The following is an 18,993-nucleotide window of genomic DNA, read 5'->3' on the forward strand; positions in this document are numbered from 1 at the left end:
ACATGACCCCCGTTTCGCCCAACCTGGACGACCGACTAGACGAGGCCGCCGCCGCGCAGGATCCGCGCGCGGCGGTCTCTTTCGTTCTGCGCGAGGCCTATGACGCCGCCCGCACCCGCGTCGAACGCAAGCTGGACGCCGGACTGAAGGGACGCGAAGTCGCCCGCCTGTACGCCTCGGCCGCCGACGAGATGCTGACGGCCCTGTGGCGGGTGGCGACCGAGGTGCTGTTTCCGGTTTCGGCCGTCGAGAGCGAACGGCTGTCGCTGGTGGCGGTGGGGGGTTACGGCCGGGGCGTGCTGGCGCCCTTTTCGGACCTGGACCTGCTGTTCCTGCGCCCGGCCAAGGCCACGCCGCGCGGCGAGAGCGTGGTCGAATTCGTCCTCTACGTCCTGTGGGACCTGGGAGTGAAGGTCGGGCCGTCCGTGCGCTCGGTCGAGGAGTGTCTGTCGCTGTCGCGCACCGACATGATAGTGCGGACCACCCTACTGGAGGCGCGACCGTTGGCCGGCGATCAGCGTCTGGCCGAGCTGATGATCGGTCGGTTTCGCGACATGGTGTCCAAGTCCGACCCGCGCCCCTTCATCGCCGCCAAGCTGGAAGAACGGGCCGTGCGCCACGAGAAGGTTGGCTCCACCCGCTACAAGGTCGAACCCAACGTCAAGGACGGCAAGGGGGGCTTACGCGACCTGAACACCCTGTACTGGATCGCCCGGTCGCTGGCGCCCGAAAGCCGGTTGGGCGCGACGGTGATGGACGAGCTGTTCACCCCGCGCGAACGCCGGACCTCGGACGAGGCCTTCGACTTCCTGTGGCGGGTGCGAATTCACCTGCACCTGATCGCGGGGCGGGCCGAGGAGAAGCTGACGTTCGACATGCAGCCCGAGGTCGCGCGACGCATGGGCTGGCGCGGACGCGGCGACGAGCCGGCGGTGGAGCGGTTCATGCGCCGCTATTTCCTGGTCGCCCGCGACGTCGGCGCCCTGACCCGCGCCATGTCGGCCAAGCTGGAGGCGCGGCACCAGAAGACGGCGCAAGGGCTGTCCCGCCTGATGACCCCATTCCGTCCGGCGCGCCGCAAGCTGGAGATCGACGGCTTCTGGATCGACCAGGGGCGACTGTCGGTCGAGGGGCCGGAGGTGTTCGCCGCCGATCCGGTCAAGCTGCTGACCCTGTTCACAGCCGCCGACAAGCAGGACCTGGATCTGCACCCGGACGCCTTTTCGGCGGTCACACGGTCGCTGTCGCTGGTGACGCCCCGGCTGCGGCGCGATCCGGCGGCGTCGCGCGCCTTCCTGGACGTGCTGGCGCACGGGCAGCGGCCCTATCGCGTGCTGACCATCATGAACGAGACGGGACTGCTGGGCCGGTTCCTGCCCGAATGGGGTCGGATCGTCGGCCAGACCCAGTTCAACATGTACCACGCCTATACGGTGGACGAGCACACGCTGCAGGCCATCGGCGTCATCAACGACATCGCGCGCGGCAAGCTGACGACCGACCATCCGATGGCCAGCGAGATCGTGCATCTGATCTCGGACATGGAAGCCCTGATGCTGGGGATGCTGCTGCACGATGTGGGCAAGGGCGGCGAGCGCGGGCAGCTGGAGGACGGCGCCATCGCCGCCCGCCGGGCCTGCGAGCGGCTAGGCGTCGATCCCCGCCGGATCGAACTGGTCGTCTGGCTGGTGCGCAGCCATCTGGCGCTCAGCGACTACGCCCAGAAGCGCGACCTCAGCGACCCCGCCACCATCCGCGCCTTCGCCGAACTGGTCGGCGACCCCGAGCGGCTGCGGATGCTGCTGGTCCTGACCGTCGCCGACATCCGGGCGGTGGGGCCGGGGGTGTGGAACGGCTGGAAGGGTCAGCTGATGCGCACCCTCTACAATCGGGTCGCCGCCCTGTTCCGGGGCGAGGACGTGGCGCGCGAGGATCCGCTGTCGGTCCATCCGGCCCTGGTCGAACGCGCCCGCCGAACCGGGGCGGCGGCCGAGGCGGCGCCGGTCTCTCCGGTCGAGGGGCTGCCCGTCCAGGCCACCGAAATCTCCATCGCCGCCGCCGATCGGCCCGGCCTGTTCGCCGACCTGGCCCAGACCATGGCCGCCCTGGGCGCCGACGTCACCGACGCGCGCGTGGCGACCGAGGACGGGGTGGTGCTGGACGTCTTCCGCGTTCAGGACGGGGCGGGCCTGCCCTATGGCCAGGCCGAGCCGCGCCGGCTGAAAACCCTGGTCGAGGCGCTGGAGAAGGCCGCGCGCGGGGAGGGCCGCATCGGCCAGGCGCCCCAGCCGGCCGGCAACGCCCGAAAGGCCGCCTTCGAGGTTCGTCCCGTGGTCATGGTGGATCACCACGCCAGCGAACTCGCCACCGTGGTCGAGGTGTCGTGCGCTGACCGGCCGGGCCTCCTGGCCGACCTGTCGCGCGTCTTCAACGACGAGGGTCTCAGCATCCGCTCGGCCCACGTCGCCAGCTATGGCGAGCGGGCGGTGGACAGCTTCTATGTGGTGGATCGCAAGGGACGCAAACTGACGTCCGAGCAGCGGATCGCCGAACTGCGCACGGCGCTGGAAGTGGTTCTGGACAGCCGCGCGCCGGCGCCCGCCGGCCGCAAGGTGCGCTCGGCCCGGGCCAGCGCCCGCGACGTCTCCGAACTGGGCCGGCGGGCGCGCAAGCCCGTATCGCCGGGCGAACAAGCGCGCTAAGCGACATTTGTCTTCCGCGCCCTGTCGAATGTCCGCATGAGCCTCGCCCGCAACACCCTGGTCCAGTCCAGCCTGACGCTGGGCAGCCGAATTCTCGGATTCGTGCGCGACATGACGCTGGCGGCGCGGTTCGGTCAGGGGCCGATGATGGACGCCTTCACCACGGCGTTGATGCTGCCCAACATGTTCCGGCGCCTGTTCGCCGAAGGCGCCTTCGCCCAAGCCTTCGTGCCCGTTTATGGCGGCGTGCGGGCGCGTGAGGGCGAGGAGGCGGCGGCCGTCACCGCGTCCGAGGCGCTCAGCTTCATGCTGGCGGTGGTCGCGGGTTTCTGCATCCTGCTGCAGGTGATCATGCCGTGGATCATGCCGTGGCTGCTGTCGGCCTATCAGGGCCAGCCCGAGGTTTTGCGCGCGGCGGTGATCGCGACCCAGCTGGCCATGCCCTATCTGGCCTGTATGACGGTGGCGTCGCTGCTGTCGGGCGTGCTGAACACCGGCGGCCGGTTCGCCCTGTCGGCGGCCGTTCCGGTCTTTCTGAACCTCTGCACCCTGGCCGCCCTGTTGCCGCCGATGATCCTGCCGATCCCGCAGGAGAGGGTGCTGCTGGTGGTGACGGCGGCGGTGACGGTGTCGGGCCTGATCCAGGCCGGCCTCTTGTGGTGGGGCGTGCGGCGTCTGGGGGTGAGGCTGAAGATCGGCCTGCCCCGGATCACGCCCAATGTCCGCCATACCCTGGCCCTGGCGGTGCCCGGCGCGCTGGCCGGCGGCGCGCTGCAGATCAACTCCCTAGTGTCGCAGTTCCTGACCGGGTCGGACGAGGGGGCGCGGTCGGTGCTGTATAACGCCGACCGCCTGTATCAGCTGCCGCTGGGGCTGGTGGGCGTCGCCATCGGTCTGGCCCTTGTGCCGCGCCTGACCAAGGCCTTCGTTTCCGGCGATCACGAGGGCGGCCAGCGGACCCTAGACGATGGCGTCAACCTGGCCATGGCCTTCACCCTGCCGGCGGCCGTCGCCCTGTTCGTCATTCCCTTCTTCATCATCGACGCCACGGTGACGCGCGGGGCCTTCACCTCGGCCGACGCCGCCCGCACCGCCGACGTGCTGCGCCAGTTCGCCTGGGGCGTGCCCGCCTTCGTTCTGGCCAAGGTGCTGACCCCGCCCTTCTTCGCGCGCCAGGACACGCGCCGGCCGATGATCTTCGCCGTGGCCAGCGTGATCGTGACCGTCATCCTGGGGTCGGGCCTGTTCTTCTGGTTCCGCGCCCAGGGCTGGGACGGGGTGCTGGGCCTGGCCATCGCCACCAGCACCTCCGCCTGGATCAACGTCGGCCTGCTGGGCGGGGTGCTGATCCGCGAGAACAGCTGGCGGCCGTCGCCCGCCTTCCTGTCGCGCTTCGCCCGCGTGGTCGCCGCCAGCGCCATGATGGCCGCCCTGCTGTTCGCCGCCGACGTCTTCTATCCGCAGCTGAGCCGCATCTTCCTGGCCAAGGAGATCGCGGTTCTGGTGGTGTGCGGCGCGGGCGCGGGGCTGTACGGCGTCTGCCTGATGGCCTTTCGCGCCGTCACCCTGTCGGAACTGAAGGCCACCCTGCGGCGCGAGCCGGGCGGCGGCGCGGTCTCCGGTCTGGACTGACCGGCGGCGAACCGATAAGCGCGAGGCCATGATGAACTCGGGCTTCATTTTCGACCTGCGATGGCGCGGCTGAACCGCCGTTCCCCCTCGCCACGCCTGACGTTGTTTTTCCGAGATTCGATCCATGACTGACCAGACCCCGGCCCCCGCCGCCCCGGCCTACACCGGCCCGCGCCGCATCCTGTCCGGCATCCAGGCCTCCGGCGCCCTGCACCTGGGCAACTACCTCGGCGCCCTGAAGCGGTTCGTCGAGCTTCAGGACCAGGGCGCGCCCGTCTTCGTCTTCGTCGCCGACATGCACGCCATCACCGTCTGGCAGGAGCCGGAGAAGCTGACGGCCCAGACGCGCGAGATCGCGGCGGCCTATCTGGCTTCGGGCCTCGATCCGGCCAGGTCGATCATCTTCCCGCAGTCGTCGGTGCGCGCCCACGCCGATCTGGCCTGGGTGTTCAACTGCGTCGCCCGCCTCGGCTGGCTGGACCGGATGACCCAGTTCAAGGAGAAGTCGGGCAAGCACAAGGAACGCGCCTCGGTCGGCCTCTACACCTATCCCGTGCTGCAGGCCGCCGACATCCTGCTGTACAAGGCCACCGAAGTGCCGGTCGGCGAGGACCAGAAGCAGCATCTGGAGCTGACCCGCGACATCGCCGCAAAGTTCAACAACGACTTCGGCGTGCCCGGCTTCTTCCCCGTGCCCGAACCCGTCATCCAGGGACCGGCGACGCGCGTCATGTCCCTGCGCGACGGGGCGGCGAAAATGTCCAAGTCGGACCCGTCCGACAACAGCCGCATCAACCTGACCGACGACGCCGACACCATCGCGTCGAAGATTCGCAAGGCCAAGACCGACCCCGCGCCCCTGCCGGAGACCCTGGAAGAACTGAACGACCGCCCCGAGGCCAGGAACCTGGTCGCCATCTATGCGGCGCTGTCGGGCCAGACCCGCGAGCAGGTGATGGCCGAGTTCGGCGGTCAGGGTTTCGGCGCCTTCAAGCCGGCCCTGGCCGATCTGGCGGTGTCGTCCCTGGCGCCCGTCACGGCCGAGATGCGCCGCCTGTTGGATGATCCGGCCGAGATCGACCGGGTGCTCAAGGACGGGGCCGAACGCGCCGCCGAGGTCGCCGACCCCGTGGTCGACGAGGTCAAGACAATCGTCGGCTTCTGGAGGGCGTAATGGCGGTCTATGAGGCCAGGATCGTCTGGGAACGCGGCGACCAGCCCTTCCTGGATAAACGTTACAGCCGCGCCCACACCTGGAGCTTCGACGGCGGGGCGGTCGTGCCCGGATCGTCCGCGCCGTCCAGCGTGCCCCTGCCGATGTCGGACGCTTCGGCCGTCGACCCGGAAGAGGCGATGATCGCCTCTCTGTCCAGCTGTCACATGCTGTGGTTTCTGGCCTTCGCCGCCAACGCCGGCCTTGTCGTCGACACCTATGCCGACGAGGCGTCGGGGGCTATGGGCAAGGACGACAACGGCAAACGTTACCTCGCCGAGGTGACGCTGCGCCCCTTCACCAGTTTCACCGGCCGCGAGCCTGACCAGGCCGAGATCGACGCCCTGCACCATCAGGCCCATGACCATTGCGAAATGGCCCATTCGGTGCGGGCGACGATTACAGTCGAGGCGACGATCGGCTAGACGGCGCCCGTCGTCTCCTCCTCGACCAGGGACCGGAACAGGGCGTGGGCGGCGGTCATGCCGTCCGCCGTCGCCAGGGTGATGTTGGAGGCGGCGCGGGCCAGGTCGCCGGCGGCGAAGACGCCGGGCTGGGTCGTCTGCTGCATTCCGTCCACCTTGATCACCCGCCCCATGGGGGTGTCGGTCATCTCGCACCCCAGATGTTCGGCGAAGGGACTGGCGACACGGACGTTGGCGCCGACGAAGATGGCCTTCAGGGCGACGAACCGGCTGTCGGTCAGACGCACGCCCGTCAGGGTCGGGGCCTCGCCCTCCAGCCGGGCGATGAGCGTGGGCTCGATGGTCACGCCGCGCCGATAGAGCAGGCGCGCGTCTTCGGGCGACAGGCCCGTCTCCATCCCCATGAACAGCGTCACCTGGCCCCATTCGGCGACGGTCGCGGCATAGGCCGCCGCGTGATCGCCGCGCCCCAGGACGCCGATGGGGCCGCCGCCGATCTCATAGCCGTGGCACCAGGGACAGTGCAGGGCCGTGCGGCCCCATCGCTCCCTGACTCCCGGAATGTCGGCCAGCACGTCCTCGACTCCGTGCGACAGCAACAGCCGCCGGCCGGTGGTCCTGGTCCCATCGGCGAAGACGACCTGGAAGCCGCCGTCGATCCGCTCGACCGCCACGGCCTCGGCCATGCGGAAGGCGGCGGTGGGATAGGCGGCGACCTGGGCGCGGGCGGCGGCTGCGATCTCGGCGCCGGGCTTGCCGTCGTTGGTCAGCACGCCATGGGCGCGGGCGGCGAAGCGGTTGCGCGGCCGGCCGTCGTCGATGACGAGCACCCTGCGGCGCGCGCGGACCAGCTGCATGGCGGCGGACAGGCCGGCGTAGGAGCCGCCGATGATCAGGGCGTCGTGAGGCATGGGTTCAGGACGTGTGACCGTGGGCATTGAGCAAATCCCTTTTTGGATGTTCGGCCATCCGGCGCGAGAAGTCCGCCGCCAGATCGGCCAAGGTGATTTCGTTCAGTCGGGCGATCAGCAGGGCGCGGGCGGCGGCGTAGGTTTCGCCCAAGGCGTCATTGACCGCCGCCTCGACCAGACAGCCCTCGGCCTCGACCGGCGGGGCGTCGGGGATCAGGCCGGGCTCGCCCAGCGCCGCATGAACCTGGCCCAGGCTGACCTGATCCAGCGGACGCGCCAGCCGCCAGCCGCCGCCGTGGCCCTTCTCGGACGCCACCAGCCCCTGTTCGCGCAGGCCCGCCATGGTCCGGCGCACCACGACCGGATTGGTCGACAGGCAGACGGCCAACTGGTCCGAGGTCATCGGCGCGCCCGTCCGCGCCTGATGATCGGCCATGTGCAGCAGGGCGTGGAGAATGTTGGAGAGGCGGCTGTCTCTTTTCATGCAACCTCAATTGTTACGTGATGGACGAGCCGTCAAGTCAGACGCTTGAGATTCTTTTCAGGCCTGCAGGCTCATCCAGATCGCCAAAGCGGCCAGCAAGCCGCCCGAGAGCACGCCGCCCGCGAAGACCAGCGCCACGCATTCCTGTTTCGAAAGGATGAACCTCATGGGCTTGCTCCGCTTCAACGTCCGACTTCAGTTATGCGGCGCGACGTCCGTCAGGAAGGCGCGGAAACGGCGCAGGGCCTCTTCGGTCAGTTCCGGGTCATGGCGCATCGGGCCGTTGTTGGTCGGCTCGTCAAAGGCGTGGGTGCCGGCGGCGATCCAGCTTTCGACCTGGGCGCCACAGTCGCGGATCATGGCGTTGACCCGGTCTGCGTTGCGCTCTGTCGTCAGGTGATCGCTCTTGCAGGTGACGGCCAGCACCTTGGGGCAATGCCGCCACGGCTTCATCCGGTTGAAGGCGAAGGGGCCGATGTAGGGATACATCAGCCACACGGCGCGGACGCCTGACAGGTCGGCGTCGCCGGGGTTCGACACGCCCATCGTGTTGGGCGTCGGCTTGGCGCTCATCGTCTCCATGATGGCCCAGCCGCCGTGGCTCCAGCCGCCCAGGCTCAGGCGGGTCGCATCGACGTCGGGTCGGGCGGACACGCCCTGGATGGCGGCCAGCACATCGCCCGCCCGTTCGTAACCCCGGAACGACAGGCCGGTGCAGACGGCCGTCAGGGTGAAGGCCCGTCCCCAGCCGCGCGGACCGTAGGAATCGATGACGAAGGCGCGCCAGCCCGCCGCCTTGGCGACCTCGGCATAGCGCGGCAGGTGATCGCGCAGGCCGCCGCAGCCGTGAAAAAGCAGGACCGCTGGCCGCGGCGCGGCGTCGTCCGGCCCCACGACGGTCATGTGCGGTTCGAGGCGGGCCCAGCGGCGCTTCAGGTCGTCCATTCCCGCTTTACGCCGCAGCTTGAAGGCGAAAACCAGCCCTCTTGCGCATTTCGATATTCAGATATATCTAAATCGTCGTGAACAGATATATCGAAAAGGAATCGATCATGAGATCCATGGGGATCTTTCAAGGCCGTCGCGACGACTGCGGCGGACACCACGACCGCCACGGCGGGTTCGGCCACGGCTTCGGTCGGGGAATGCGCGGCCCGCGCCGCGCCGACTTCGGACCGGGCTGGGAGGGGCGCGAGGCGCGCGGTCACGGCCATGGCCGGCGCGGCGGCGGTCGTCTGTTCGACCACGGCACGCTGCGCTGGGTGCTGTTGTCGCTGATCGCCGAAAAGCCCAGCCACGGCTATGAGCTGATCAAGGCGGTCGAGACGAAACTGGGCGGCGCCTATTCACCCAGCCCCGGCGTCATCTATCCCAGCCTGACGCTGCTGGAGGAGATGGGCGCGCTGGAGTCCGAGGCCCAAGGCGGCAAGAAGCTGTACGCCATCACCGGCGCCGGCCGCGCCATGCTGGCGGAAAACGAAGAGGTGCTGAAGGCCGCCGAGGCGACCATGGACAAGTTCGCCGCCCGCGCCATGCGGCCAGCCGCCATCCACGACGCCATCGGCCGCCTGCGCCACACCATCCATGCGCGGCTGACCGGCGAAACCGCCCTGACCGAGGGCCAGGTCCAGGCCATCGCCGCCATCCTGGCCGAGGCCGCCGATAAGGTGGAAAAGGCATGAGCGACGCCCTTCGCATCACCCGTCGGGTGCGCCACGACCTGAAGTTCCGCACCCTGAGCGTGGCCTCGGTCCAGGACCTGACGCCCGACCTGCGCCGCATCGTGCTGGAGGGGCCGGAACTGGCGGGCTTCAACTCGCCGGGGTTCGACGATCACGTGAAGATCTTTCCTGCGGCCGAGGGCCAGGCCCCGATCCTGCCCACCGTGGGGCCGGACGGGCCGATCTTTCCCGAACCGCGCCCGGTCGCCCGCGACTATACGCCCCGCGCCTACGATGCGGCGACGAACCGGCTGACGCTGGACTTCGCGACCGGGCACGGCGGGCCGGCGACCGAATGGGCGATGAGGGCCAAGATCGGCTCGGTCCTGGCGATCGGCGGGCCGCGCGGCTCCTTCATCGTGCCGACCGTCTTCGCCGACCATGTGCTGATCGGCGACGAGACGGCGCTGCCGGCCATCGCTCGCCGGCTGGAGGAGTTGCCCGCCGAGGTTCGCGCCCATGCGGTGATCGAGGTCGCGGATGCGGCGTCGCGCCTTGACCTGCACAGCCAGGCCGAAGTCGCCCTGACCTGGGCGACGCGCGACGGCGAACCGCGCGGCCGGGCCGAAACCTTGCTTGCGGCGGTCGAAACGGCTCTGGCCGGGGTCGATCCATCCGACGCCTATGTCTGGATCGCCGCCGAGGCCGCTGTGGCCAAGGCCCTGCGCGCAAAGGTGCTGGGGATGGGCTTCTCGCCCAAGGCGATGAAGGCCGCCGGCTATTGGCGACAGGGCGGCGCCGGCGGGGAAAAGATCAGCCTGGACTGACGCCGGCCCGTCGCAGCGTCAGGTTCAGCCGCCCGCCACCGGGGATCAGTCGCGACGACCCCGCCAGCACGCGGTCGATCCCGTGCCTGGCCAGGCGGGCCGGCCCCGTCAGGGCGCAGACGTCGCCGCTGTTCAGCCGGAGGCTGGTGGTTCGGCCGCCCTCGGCCGGGCCTATGCGGAACAGGGCGGCGTCCCCCAGCGACACCGACAGGACCGGCGCGCCGAGATCGGCCTCGTCGCGATCCTGATGCAGGCCCATCCTGGCCCCGTCGCGATAGAGGTTGACCAGACAGGCGTCGGGTGGTTCGGGCCAGTTCACCGTGTCGCGCCACAGGTTCAGCAACACGGGCGGGATCGCGGGCCAGGGACGCCCCGTCATCGGATGCGTCGCCTGATAGCGATAGCCGGCCCGATCCGAGACCCAGCCCAGCGGACCGAAGTTGCTCATCTCGACGGAGAAGGGCCGTCCGCCCGGCGTGATCGGCCGATAGAGCGGCGCCTGCTCAAGCCGTTCAAAGACAGCCGCGACCAGCGCCGCCTGGCCCGCCGCATCGAAGGCGTCCGTCCACAGCCGAAAGCCCTCGACGGCGGTTTCGACCTCAACCGGTGCAGATGTAGTCGCTGATCTGACGGACATGGATGCGCGAGCGCGTCGGCGCCTGGCCATTGGTGAACGCTGATCCGAAATCATAGACCCAGGCGTCCGGGCCGTCACCGACCTTGATGCGTCGGTTTCGGCCATTACCGGCGCCTCGACTTTCATCGTTCTTCGATCGGCCGGAATCGCAGATCGCCCTTGCGGGGCCGGGGGATTTTCCCATATCGGGGCCAGCTTCGGAGAAACCCCGCGAAAACTGGGGCTATCCGGCCACTACAACGCCAACCCAACCGGGGGCGGTCACGCGCGGCGCTTCGTCGAAGGCCGCCGCATCGCCCGCTGAACGAGAGAGACAAAGAACGCCCATGGCCAAGATTATCGGCATCGACCTCGGCACCACCAACTCCTGCGTGGCCGCCATGGATGGCAAGACCCCCAAGGTCATCGAGAACGCCGAAGGCAACCGCACGACCCCCTCGGTCGTGGCGATCCAGGACGGCGCCGAAGTGCTGGTGGGCCAACCGGCCAAGCGCCAGGCCGTGACCAACCCCTCCAACACCTTCTTTGCGATCAAGCGCCTGATCGGCCGCAGCTTCGACGATCCGGTGGTCGCCAAGGACAAGGGCATGGTGCCCTATGAGATCGTCAAGGGTCCGAACGGCGACGCCTGGGTGCGCGCCTTCGGCAAGGACTACTCCCCGCAGCAGATCTCGGCCTTCATCCTGCAGAAGATGAAGGAATCGGCCGAAGCCTTCCTCGGCGACAAGGTGACCCAGGCCGTCATCACCGTGCCGGCCTATTTCAACGACAGCCAGCGCCAGGCCACCAAGGACGCCGGCAAGATCGCCGGCCTGGAAGTGCTGCGCATCATCAACGAGCCGACCGCGGCGGCCCTGGCCTATGGGCTGGAGAAGAACGACGGTCAGAAGATCGCCGTCTATGACCTGGGCGGCGGCACCTTCGACGTCTCGATCCTGGAGATCGGCGACGGCGTGTTCGAGGTGAAGTCCACCAACGGCGACACCTTCCTGGGCGGCGAGGACTTCGACCTGCGCCTGGTCGATTATCTGGCCGACGAGTTCAAGAAGGAGCAGTCGGTCGATCTGCGCCAGGACAAGCTGGCCCTGCAGCGCCTGAAGGAAGAGGCCGAAAAGGCCAAGAAGGAGCTGTCGACCACGACCCAGTACGAGGTCAATCTGCCGTTCATCACCATGAACGCCTCGGGTCCGCTGCACCTGAACATCAAGCTGACGCGCGCCAAGCTGGAATCCCTGGTCGACGACCTGGTCGAGCGCACGATCGAGCCGTGCAAGAAGGCCCTGGCCGACGCCGGTCTGAAGGCCTCGGACATCGACGAAGTGGTCCTGGTCGGCGGCATGACCCGCATGCCTAAGGTCCAGGAAGCCGTGAAGGCCTTCTTCGGCAAGGAGCCGCACAAGGGCGTCAACCCCGATGAAGTCGTGGCCCTGGGCGCCGCCGTTCAGGCCGGCGTTCTGCAAGGCGACGTCAAGGACGTGCTGCTGCTGGACGTGACGCCCCTGACCCTGGGGATCGAGACCCTGGGCGGCGTCTTCACGCCCCTGATCGAACGCAACACGACGATCCCGACCAAGAAGAGCCAGACCTTCTCGACCGCCGACGACAACCAGTCGGCCGTGACGATCCGGGTCTTCCAGGGCGAGCGTCCGATGGCGTCGGACAACAAGATGCTGGGCCAGTTCGACCTGATGGGCATTCCGCCCGCACCGCGCGGCATGCCGCAGATCGAGGTCGCCTTCGACATCGACGCCAACGGCATCGTCAACGTCTCGGCCAAGGACAAGGCGACGAACAAGGAACAGTCGATCCGCATCCAGGCGAACGGCGGCCTGTCGGACGCCGACATCGACAAGATGGTCAAGGAAGCCGAGGCCAACGCCGCCTCCGACAAGGTTCGCAAGGACCTGGTCGAGGCCCAGAACGCGGCCGACAGCCTGATCAACTCGACCGAGAAGGCCCTGGCCGAACACGGCGACAAGGTCGGCGCGGACGAAAAGACGGCCATCGAGACCGGCCTGGCCGAGCTGAAGACCGCCCGCGAAGGCACGGACGCCGAAGACATCCGCGCCAAGACCAACACCCTGGTCCAGGCCTCCATGAAGCTGGGCGAGGCCATGTACGCCCAGCAGCAGGGCGCGGGCGAGGGTGAAGCCGCTCCGGCCGACGACGGCGTGGTCGACGCCGAGTTCGAGGACGTCTCGGACACGGACGGCGACGACAAGAAGAGCGCCTGATCCGCAACAGGTCGCTGAAATGATACGGCCCCGCTTGTCTTGCGATAGGCGGGGTCTTTTCATGAAACTTGCATCATTCGTCCCGGCCCCCATGTCAGCCGGGACACCGTAGCTCCGTCGTCGCCCGCAGAGGCGAAAGGGGCCCGGCAGGGGAAGTATGAGGACGAACGCCCGATGGCGCGTGACTATTACGAGGTTCTGGGCGTCGAACGCACGATCGACGCGCCCGGTCTGAAGGCCGCCTACCGCAAGCTGGCCATGATCCATCACCCCGACCGCAACGGCGGCTCGGAAGAATCCATGGCCCAGTTCAAGGAAGTGTCCGAGGCCTATACGGTGCTGTCGGACCCGAACAAGCGCGCGGCCTATGATCGGTTCGGCCATGCGGGCGTGAACGGCGGCGGGGGCGGCAATCCGTTCGGCCAGGGCCAGCAGGGCTTTTCCGACATCAACGACATCTTCTCCCAGGTCTTCGGCGATGCGTTCGGCGACGCCTTCGGCGGCCGCCAGGGCCGGGGTCAGCAGGGCGGGCCGCGTCGCGGATCGGACCTGCGTTATGATCTCGAGATCACCCTGGAGCAGGCCTACAAGGGCGAGGAGGTCGAACTGGACATCCCCGCCACCCTGACCTGCGACACCTGCGAGGGGTCGGGCGCCAAGCCGGGGACCAAGCCCGTCACCTGCACCACCTGCCAGGGCGCCGGCCGCGTGCGCCAGGCCAACGGCTTCTTCCAGGTCGAGCGCACCTGCCCCCGCTGCCACGGCCAGGGCCAGATGATCGCCGACCCGTGCCCGACCTGCCACGGCCACGGCCAGGTGCGGAAGACCCGCACCCTGAACCTGAAGATCCCCGCCGGCGTGGACGACGGCTCGCGCATCCGCCTGTCGGGCGAGGGCGACGCCGGCCAGCGCGGCGGTCCGCGCGGCGACCTTTACGTCTTCATCTCGGTGACGCCGCACGATCTTTTCGAACGCGACAATCTGGACCTTCTGGTCACCGTGCCCGTGCCGATGACCGTGGCGGCTTTAGGCGGCGAGATCGACGCGCCCTGCCTGGTGTCCAGCGCCTGCGACGGCAAGTGCAAGGCCTCGGTCGCCGTGCCCGCCGGCGCCCAGACCGGCAAGACCGTGCGTATCAAGGGCAAGGGGATGCCCCATCTGAACGGCCGCAATCGCGGCGATCTGGTGGTCGAGCTGTTCGTCGAGACGCCCACCGATCTGACCGCGCGCCAGCGTGAGTTGTTGGAAGAGCTTGCCCTGTCGTTCGGGGAAGGGCAGAACCCCCGCAATTCCAGCTTCGCCGGAAAGGCGAAGCGTTTCTGGGCCGACATCCTGGGCAACCAGGAGGCGGACGGGTCGAAAGAAAACGCGGCTTGAGCGCAATCTTCCACGCCGGCATCTCCGGCTATCGCGGCCGGATGGGCCGCGCGGTGTCCCAGGTTCTGGACGCGCGCGAGGACGTGGTGGTCGCCGCCCGTTTCGACTGGGGCGAGACCGCGGACCTGTCGCTGTGCGACGTGATCATCGATTTCTCGACGCCGGACGCCTCGGTCGCCCTGGCTGAAAAGGCGGCCGAGAACGGCGGGCCGGCCTTGGTCATCGGCTCGACCGGCTTCACCCCCGAGCAGGAGGCCGCGCTGCTGAAGGCCGCCGAGAAGGTCGCCATCGTCAAGAGCGGCAACTTCTCTTTAGGCGTGAACATTTTGATCGGCCTGGTCCAGCACGCGGCGCAGCGTCTGGACGCCCGGGACTGGGACATCGAGATCACCGAGGCCCACCATCGCCGCAAGGTGGATTCCCCGTCCGGCACCGCTCTGATGCTGGGCGAGGCGGCGGCCGAGGGCCGGTTCGCCGATCTGGCCGAACTGCGCACCGCCCCCTACGACGGCGTGCAGGGCGAGCGGGAGACGGGCAAGATCGGATTTTCCTCGATCCGCGCAGGCGGGATCGTGGGCGAACACACCGTGCTGTTCGCCTCCGAGGACGAGGTTCTGACCCTCAGCCATTCGGCCATCGACCGGTCGCTGTTCGCCCGCGGCGCCGTCGCCGCCGCCGCTTGGGTCCGCACCCGCCAGCCCGGCCTCTACGACATGCAGGACGTGCTGGGCTTTCGCCAAGCCTGACGTCTGAGGGCGATTACCGCCCTGCTATGTTTTCGATGCGGTCAATAATCACCCGCGTCATTCCGGGGCCGAACCCGGAACCCAGGGCCACGTCCGGCTTGTGAAAGCGCGCCTGGCAGCCAGACTTCTCGCCTGGGTTCCGGGTTCCTCGCTCCGCTCAGCCCCGGAATGACGACCGTTTTTCCAAGGTCGTCTTGGCTATGCCGCGTCTTCCTGAACCGGCAGGCCGTAGGCGTCCCACAGCGAGCGATCCTTCAGCATCTTGGCCAGGAAGGCGACGTGGGCGGCCTGTTCCTCTGGCGTGGAGCGAGGGGCCAGGGGCCGGGGGCGAGGCCCATAGGCGGCGACCTGAACCACCCCGCCCTGACCGCGTCCGACCGGCCCCGACGACAGGTCCAGCACCCGCTCCTTGCCGCCGCGCAGCTCCAGATAGACTTCCGCCAGCAGCCGGGCGTCGATCAGGGCGCCGTGAAGGGTGCGCTCGACCAGCGACACCTTGTAGCGTTTGCACAGGGCGTCCAGCGAGTTGGGCATGCCCGGAAACCGGCTCTGGGCCAGTTTCAGCGTGTCGATCCAGCGCGCCTCCCCGGTGATGGGCCGGCCGCAGCGATTGTATTCGAAGTCGATGAAGTTCCGGTCGAAGGCTGCGTTGTGGGCGATCATCTGCGCGTCGCCGATGAATTCGATCAGATCGTCGGCGATCTCGGCGAACTTGGGCGCATCCTTGACCTTGTCGTCGGTGATGCCGTGAACCCGGATCGCATCGGGCGGGATCAGCCGCTCGGGATTGACGAAGCGGTGGAAGGTGCGGCCGGTCGGCAGCAGGTCCTGCAACTCGATACAGCCCACCTCGATCAGCCGGTCGCCCGTCTTGGGGTCGAAGCCGGTGGTTTCGGTGTCCAGAACGATCTCGCGCGCCATGGGCCCTTAATGGGGGCGTTCGGCGTCCGGCGAAAGGGCGGCACGCCCGCGACGCGGAGATATCCACGCCGGATCCAGCACCGCATCCACCACGGCCCCGACCTGGGCGCGGGCGGCGTCCAGGCCCTGGCCGGTGTCGATGACGAAATCGGCGCGCGCGCGCTTTTCCGCATCGGGCAGCTGGCGGGCCAGAATGGCCTCGAACCGTTCGCGCGTCATGCCGGGGCGAGCCAGCACCCGCTCCGCCTGGATGGCGGGATCGGCCGAGACCACCACCACCGCATCCACCCCGGCGTCGCCGCCGGTTTCGAACAACAGGGGGATGTCCAGCACGGCCAGGCGGACGCCCGCCGCCCGCGCCGCCTCCAGATCGTCGGCGCGACCCGCCGCCACCAGCGGATGGACGATGGCCTCCAACCGTCTGAAGGCGGTCTCGTCTCGCCCCAGGGCCTCGGCCAGGCGCGTGCGGTCCACCGCGCCGTCCACCACCACGCCGGGGAAGGCCGCGCCCACAGCCGCCACGGCCGCGCCGCCAGGGGCGTAAAGCCGGTGAACCGCATGGTCGGCGTTCCAGACCACGGCGCCCTGGTCGGCAAACATGGCCGTGGTCGTCGACTTGCCCATGCCGATGGAGCCCGTCAGGCCGATCAGGATCACCGCGCCTCTCCCAGATGGTTCAGCACGCGCGCGCGCACGTCGGTTTCGGGAACCGGGCGGCCGAAGATCGCCTCATACGAGGGCCGCGCCTGGCCGATCAGCATGGCCAGGCCATCGACCCCGACCATACCGCGCGCCCGGGCGGCGGCCAGCAGCGGCGTCTCCAGCGGGCGATAGGTCATGTCCATGACCACCGTATCCGCCTCCAGCCGCGCCACATCGAGATCGGGCCGGACGCTCAACGCATTGACCACCAGGACGGCGTCGGCGAAGGCGTCCGCCTCCTCGACCACCGTCACGCCCGCGCCGAGATCGTCGGCCAGGCGTTCGGCCCGGTCGCGCGAACGATTGAGGATGCGGACCTCGGCCCCGGCCGCCGCCAGGGCGCCCGCCGCCGCGCGGGCCGCCCCGCCGGCGCCCAGAATCACCACCGCCCGCCCGGCGACTTGCAGAGCGGGCGCCTGTTCCGCCAGGGCGTTCATCAGCCCATGGCCGTCGGTGCTGTCGGCGACGATGCGCCCGTCCTCGAACACCAGCAGATTGGCCGACCCGACCAGGCGGGCGGCGTCGGACAGATGATCCGCGGCGGCGAAGGCCTGTTCCTTGTAGGGGGCGGTGACGTTCAGTCCGCGCAGCCGGCCCGCACGCCCCTGGTCCAGCAGGGCCGCGAACTGATCCGGCGTCTCCGGTCCATGGGCGACATAGGCGGCGTCGAGCCCCGCCGCCGCGATCCAGGTCGTGTGGATCAGGGGGCTGAGCGAATGGGCGATGGGCCAGCCGACGACCCCGGCCTGGACGGTCATCGGATCAGAACCCCGGCGCGGCGCAGTTCCGCCAAAACGGGCCACAGCGGCAGGCCCAGGACGGTGAAATAGTCGCCGTCCACCGACTCGAACAACTGCGCACCCAGCCCCTCCAGCCGATAGGATCCCACGCAGGACAGCAGGGCCTCGCCCTCGGCCGCAAGATAGGCGTCCAGAAAGGCGTCGGAAAAATCGCGCATCCGCATCTGCACCGTATCGACGCCCGACCAGACGATCTGGCCCTTGGTCGCCAGGGCGGCGCCCGAGTGCAGCTGGTGCGACCGGCCGCGCATAGACTTCAGGCGACCGCGCGCCTCGTCCAGCGACCGGGCCTTGGACACCAAGCCGCCGTCGAAGGCCAGGGTCTGATCCGACCCCAGGACCCAGGCGTCCTCATCGTCGCGCGACACGGCCAGGGCCTTGGCCTCGGCCAGGCGGACGGCCAGGGCGGCGGGGTCTAGGTCGCCGGATGCGGCCTTGATCGCATCCTCGTCCACGTCGGCGACGCGCACGGCGAACGACACGCCGGCGTTTTCCAGCATGGCCCGCCGGGCCGCGCTCTTGGAGGCCAGGATCAGAGGCTGTGTCGTCTCGCTCACCAGGTGGTTCCGATCTTCTGGTTGCGATGCTCGCTGAGCAGGTTGGTGATGGCCGCCGCCGTCTCCTCGACCGACCGCCGGCTGACGTCGATGGTGGGCCAGCCCCGCCGTTCGAAGGCCCGGCGCGCCTTGATCGTCTCGTCGCGCACGGCTTCCTGGTCGGTATAGGCGGAGGAGGGGTTGGCGTTCAGATTGTCGATCCGGTTGCGCCGGATCTGGACCAGCCGATCCGGCGAGACGGTCAGGCCGATGACCAGGGGATTCTTCAGCTTCGTCAGCCGCTCGCCGTCCTCCTGGCCCGGCACCAGGGGCACATTGGCCGCGCGGATGCCCCGGTGGGCCAGATAGATGCAGGTCGGGGTCTTGGACGTCCGGCTGACGCCGCACAGCACCACGTCGGCCCCCTCCAGCTGCTCCAGCGAGCCCTGGCCGTCGTCATAGGCCATGGCGAAATCGAGCGCCGCGATGCGGTTGAAATAGTCGTGGTCCAGGGCGTGCTGGGCGCCGACGCGGGTCGACAGGGCCGCGCCGAGATAGCGCGACATGGCCCCCACCAGGGGATCGAGCGCGCCGATCTGGGGCATGTCCAGGCGACGGCACCCCTCTTCCAGCTGTTCGCGCAGACCGCGATCGACCAGGGTGTGGAGAACCACGCCGGGGGCCGAGGCCACCTCCTGCAGCACCCGCTCCATCTGCTTGTCGGAGCGGACCAGGGCGTAGATGTGCTCGATCGGGATGACGCCGTCGAAGCGGGCGGTGACCGCCTTGGCCATGGCGTTCAGCGTCTCGCCGGTGGAATCCGACACCAGATGGACGTGGAAATAGGTGGCCAGACGGCCGGGATTGGACGGCCGGGCGCCGGACGGTCGGGCAGGGCTCATACGGTCGGTCTCCCTGTTGAAACTTCGGGGACGGCGGGGGATCGCCGGGGCGCCGTTTGTCTTAGCCGCTCAAGGTTCACGCCGCGAGCGGGGATGAGGGTGGATCGCATCGTCCGCAAGCGCCCGGTTCATCCCAAGGCGGAAAACCCGTTTTGCCCTCGCTGTGGAAAATCCTAATGGAAGGTTAACGCCGCTTAACCGCGTTCACAGGCGCAAAGCCCCGCAAAGCCTTTGTCGTTAAGGTTTCGTTAGGGATTGTCCACCGGCGGAAAACCCCCCGACG

The 18,993-nt window shown here is 68.8% G+C and carries 18 protein-coding genes; 9 read left to right on the plus strand and 9 right to left on the minus strand.

Translation table 11 applies throughout. The annotated features are described in order from the left end of the window. The first annotated feature begins 2 nt into the window (after positions 1–2). The 4 genes from glnD to B3Z70_RS02760 all read left to right on the plus strand — a co-directional run bounded on the left by glnD (position 3) and on the right by B3Z70_RS02760 (position 5,972). Positions 3–2,702, plus strand: a complete 2,700-nt coding sequence (gene glnD, locus B3Z70_RS02745; RefSeq protein ID WP_292044606.1) for a [protein-PII] uridylyltransferase — start codon at positions 3–5, stop codon at positions 2,700–2,702. A gap of 36 nt (positions 2,703–2,738) precedes the next feature. Then, a complete protein-coding gene (gene murJ, locus B3Z70_RS02750) occupies positions 2,739–4,334 on the plus strand; it encodes a murein biosynthesis integral membrane protein MurJ (RefSeq protein WP_292024488.1) in 1,596 nt (531 codons plus the stop codon). A 124-nt stretch (positions 4,335–4,458) separates the two neighbouring features. Then, positions 4,459–5,508: a tryptophan--tRNA ligase gene (gene trpS / locus B3Z70_RS02755; protein ID WP_292024486.1), complete on the plus strand. Its 1,050-nt coding sequence runs from the start codon at positions 4,459–4,461 to the stop codon at positions 5,506–5,508. After that, on the plus strand, positions 5,508–5,972 hold the full coding sequence (locus B3Z70_RS02760; protein WP_292024482.1) for an OsmC family protein: 465 nt from the start codon (positions 5,508–5,510) through the stop codon (positions 5,970–5,972). Before trpS ends, B3Z70_RS02760 begins: the two co-directional genes overlap by 1 nt. Here the strand turns inward: B3Z70_RS02760 and B3Z70_RS02765 are convergent. The 3 genes from B3Z70_RS02765 to B3Z70_RS02775 form a co-directional block, all read right to left on the minus strand. Beyond that, a complete protein-coding gene (locus B3Z70_RS02765; protein ID WP_292024481.1) occupies positions 5,969–6,910 on the minus strand; it encodes an NAD(P)/FAD-dependent oxidoreductase in 942 nt (313 codons plus the stop codon). The genes B3Z70_RS02760 and B3Z70_RS02765 overlap by 4 nt on opposite strands. Then, positions 6,888–7,367 (minus strand): Rrf2 family transcriptional regulator, encoded by a 480-nt coding sequence (locus tag B3Z70_RS02770; RefSeq protein ID WP_292024478.1) that lies wholly within the window; start codon positions 7,365–7,367, stop codon positions 6,888–6,890. The genes B3Z70_RS02765 and B3Z70_RS02770 overlap by 23 nt, the downstream gene beginning before the upstream one ends. A gap of 195 nt (positions 7,368–7,562) precedes the next feature. Then, positions 7,563–8,312, minus strand: coding sequence for a dienelactone hydrolase family protein (locus B3Z70_RS02775; RefSeq protein ID WP_292044608.1), 750 nt, complete (start codon positions 8,310–8,312; stop codon positions 7,563–7,565). Positions 8,313–8,419: 107 nt separating this feature from the next. Here B3Z70_RS02775 and B3Z70_RS02780 point away from each other — a divergent pair, with 107 nt between their 5' ends. Beyond that, positions 8,420–9,049 (plus strand): PadR family transcriptional regulator, encoded by a 630-nt coding sequence (locus B3Z70_RS02780; protein WP_292044609.1) that lies wholly within the window; start codon positions 8,420–8,422, stop codon positions 9,047–9,049. Then, positions 9,046–9,855: a siderophore-interacting protein gene (locus tag B3Z70_RS02785; RefSeq protein ID WP_292024471.1), complete on the plus strand. Its 810-nt coding sequence runs from the start codon at positions 9,046–9,048 to the stop codon at positions 9,853–9,855. Before B3Z70_RS02780 ends, B3Z70_RS02785 begins: the two co-directional genes overlap by 4 nt. Here the strand turns inward: B3Z70_RS02785 and B3Z70_RS02790 are convergent. Continuing rightward, the gene (locus tag B3Z70_RS02790) at positions 9,842–10,492 is read right to left on the minus strand and encodes an alpha-ketoglutarate-dependent dioxygenase AlkB (protein WP_292024469.1); all 651 of its coding nucleotides are present in this window, start codon (positions 10,490–10,492) and stop codon (positions 9,842–9,844) included. The two genes, B3Z70_RS02785 and B3Z70_RS02790, sit on opposite strands and share 14 nt — an antisense overlap. Before the next feature lie 326 nt (positions 10,493–10,818). On the opposite strand from B3Z70_RS02790, the gene dnaK reads away from it, so the two are divergent. From dnaK to dapB, 3 genes are all read left to right on the plus strand, one after another. Beyond that, positions 10,819–12,726, plus strand: a complete 1,908-nt coding sequence (gene dnaK, locus B3Z70_RS02795) for a molecular chaperone DnaK (protein ID WP_292024467.1) — start codon at positions 10,819–10,821, stop codon at positions 12,724–12,726. A 174-nt stretch (positions 12,727–12,900) separates the two neighbouring features. After that, positions 12,901–14,103 (plus strand): molecular chaperone DnaJ, encoded by a 1,203-nt coding sequence (gene dnaJ, locus B3Z70_RS02800; protein ID WP_292024465.1) that lies wholly within the window; start codon positions 12,901–12,903, stop codon positions 14,101–14,103. Beyond that, positions 14,100–14,849: a 4-hydroxy-tetrahydrodipicolinate reductase gene (dapB, locus tag B3Z70_RS02805; RefSeq protein WP_292024463.1), complete on the plus strand. Its 750-nt coding sequence runs from the start codon at positions 14,100–14,102 to the stop codon at positions 14,847–14,849. The genes dnaJ and dapB overlap by 4 nt, the downstream gene beginning before the upstream one ends. A 198-nt stretch (positions 14,850–15,047) precedes the next feature. Here the strand turns inward: dapB and dnaQ are convergent, their stop codons facing one another. The 5 genes from dnaQ to B3Z70_RS02830 are packed head-to-tail and all read right to left on the minus strand — an operon-like array spanning position 15,048 to position 18,710. Further along, the gene (gene dnaQ, locus B3Z70_RS02810) at positions 15,048–15,770 is read right to left on the minus strand and encodes a DNA polymerase III subunit epsilon (RefSeq protein WP_292024461.1); all 723 of its coding nucleotides are present in this window, start codon (positions 15,768–15,770) and stop codon (positions 15,048–15,050) included. Between the two features lie 6 nt (positions 15,771–15,776). After that, positions 15,777–16,427 carry a dephospho-CoA kinase gene (coaE, locus tag B3Z70_RS02815; protein ID WP_292024459.1) on the minus strand — a complete coding sequence of 217 codons (651 nt, stop codon included), beginning with the start codon at positions 16,425–16,427 and terminating at the stop codon, positions 15,777–15,779. Continuing rightward, complete coding sequence (locus tag B3Z70_RS02820; RefSeq protein WP_292044610.1) at positions 16,424–17,230, minus strand: shikimate dehydrogenase family protein; 807 nt, start codon at positions 17,228–17,230, stop codon at positions 16,424–16,426. The genes coaE and B3Z70_RS02820 overlap by 4 nt, the downstream gene beginning before the upstream one ends. Beyond that, the gene (locus tag B3Z70_RS02825; RefSeq protein WP_292023895.1) at positions 17,227–17,829 is read right to left on the minus strand and encodes a Maf family protein; all 603 of its coding nucleotides are present in this window, start codon (positions 17,827–17,829) and stop codon (positions 17,227–17,229) included. Before B3Z70_RS02825 ends, B3Z70_RS02820 begins: the two co-directional genes overlap by 4 nt. Beyond that, a complete protein-coding gene (locus tag B3Z70_RS02830) occupies positions 17,826–18,710 on the minus strand; it encodes a pyruvate, water dikinase regulatory protein (RefSeq protein ID WP_292044611.1) in 885 nt (294 codons plus the stop codon). Before B3Z70_RS02830 ends, B3Z70_RS02825 begins: the two co-directional genes overlap by 4 nt. Positions 18,711–18,993 lie beyond the last annotated feature (283 nt).

The sequence above is a fragment of the Brevundimonas sp. UBA6550 genome, from assembly GCF_002434505.1.
GTDB lineage: Bacteria > Pseudomonadota > Alphaproteobacteria > Caulobacterales > Caulobacteraceae > Brevundimonas.

What these genes read in the sequence shown, in the direction of transcription:
- glnD (WP_292044606.1), top strand. Translation starts at nt 3, where the DNA reads ATGACCCCCGTTTCGCCCAACCTGGACGACCGACTAGACGAGGCCGCC.
- murJ (WP_292024488.1), top strand. Translation starts at nt 2,739, where the DNA reads ATGAGCCTCGCCCGCAACACCCTGGTCCAGTCCAGCCTGACGCTGGGC.
- trpS (WP_292024486.1), top strand. Translation starts at nt 4,459, where the DNA reads ATGACTGACCAGACCCCGGCCCCCGCCGCCCCGGCCTACACCGGCCCG.
- B3Z70_RS02760 (WP_292024482.1), top strand. Translation starts at nt 5,508, where the DNA reads ATGGCGGTCTATGAGGCCAGGATCGTCTGGGAACGCGGCGACCAGCCC.
- B3Z70_RS02765 (WP_292024481.1), bottom strand. Translation starts at nt 6,910, where the DNA reads ATGCCCACGGTCACACGTCCTGAACCCATGCCTCACGACGCCCTGATC.
- B3Z70_RS02770 (WP_292024478.1), bottom strand. Translation starts at nt 7,367, where the DNA reads ATGAAAAGAGACAGCCGCCTCTCCAACATTCTCCACGCCCTGCTGCAC.
- B3Z70_RS02775 (WP_292044608.1), bottom strand. Translation starts at nt 8,312, where the DNA reads ATGGACGACCTGAAGCGCCGCTGGGCCCGCCTCGAACCGCACATGACC.
- B3Z70_RS02780 (WP_292044609.1), top strand. Translation starts at nt 8,420, where the DNA reads ATGAGATCCATGGGGATCTTTCAAGGCCGTCGCGACGACTGCGGCGGA.
- B3Z70_RS02785 (WP_292024471.1), top strand. Translation starts at nt 9,046, where the DNA reads ATGAGCGACGCCCTTCGCATCACCCGTCGGGTGCGCCACGACCTGAAG.
- B3Z70_RS02790 (WP_292024469.1), bottom strand. Translation starts at nt 10,492, where the DNA reads ATGTCCGTCAGATCAGCGACTACATCTGCACCGGTTGAGGTCGAAACC.
- dnaK (WP_292024467.1), top strand. Translation starts at nt 10,819, where the DNA reads ATGGCCAAGATTATCGGCATCGACCTCGGCACCACCAACTCCTGCGTG.
- dnaJ (WP_292024465.1), top strand. Translation starts at nt 12,901, where the DNA reads ATGGCGCGTGACTATTACGAGGTTCTGGGCGTCGAACGCACGATCGAC.
- dnaQ (WP_292024461.1), bottom strand. Translation starts at nt 15,770, where the DNA reads ATGGCGCGCGAGATCGTTCTGGACACCGAAACCACCGGCTTCGACCCC.
- B3Z70_RS02820 (WP_292044610.1), bottom strand. Translation starts at nt 17,230, where the DNA reads ATGACCGTCCAGGCCGGGGTCGTCGGCTGGCCCATCGCCCATTCGCTC.
- B3Z70_RS02830 (WP_292044611.1), bottom strand. Translation starts at nt 18,710, where the DNA reads ATGAGCCCTGCCCGACCGTCCGGCGCCCGGCCGTCCAATCCCGGCCGT.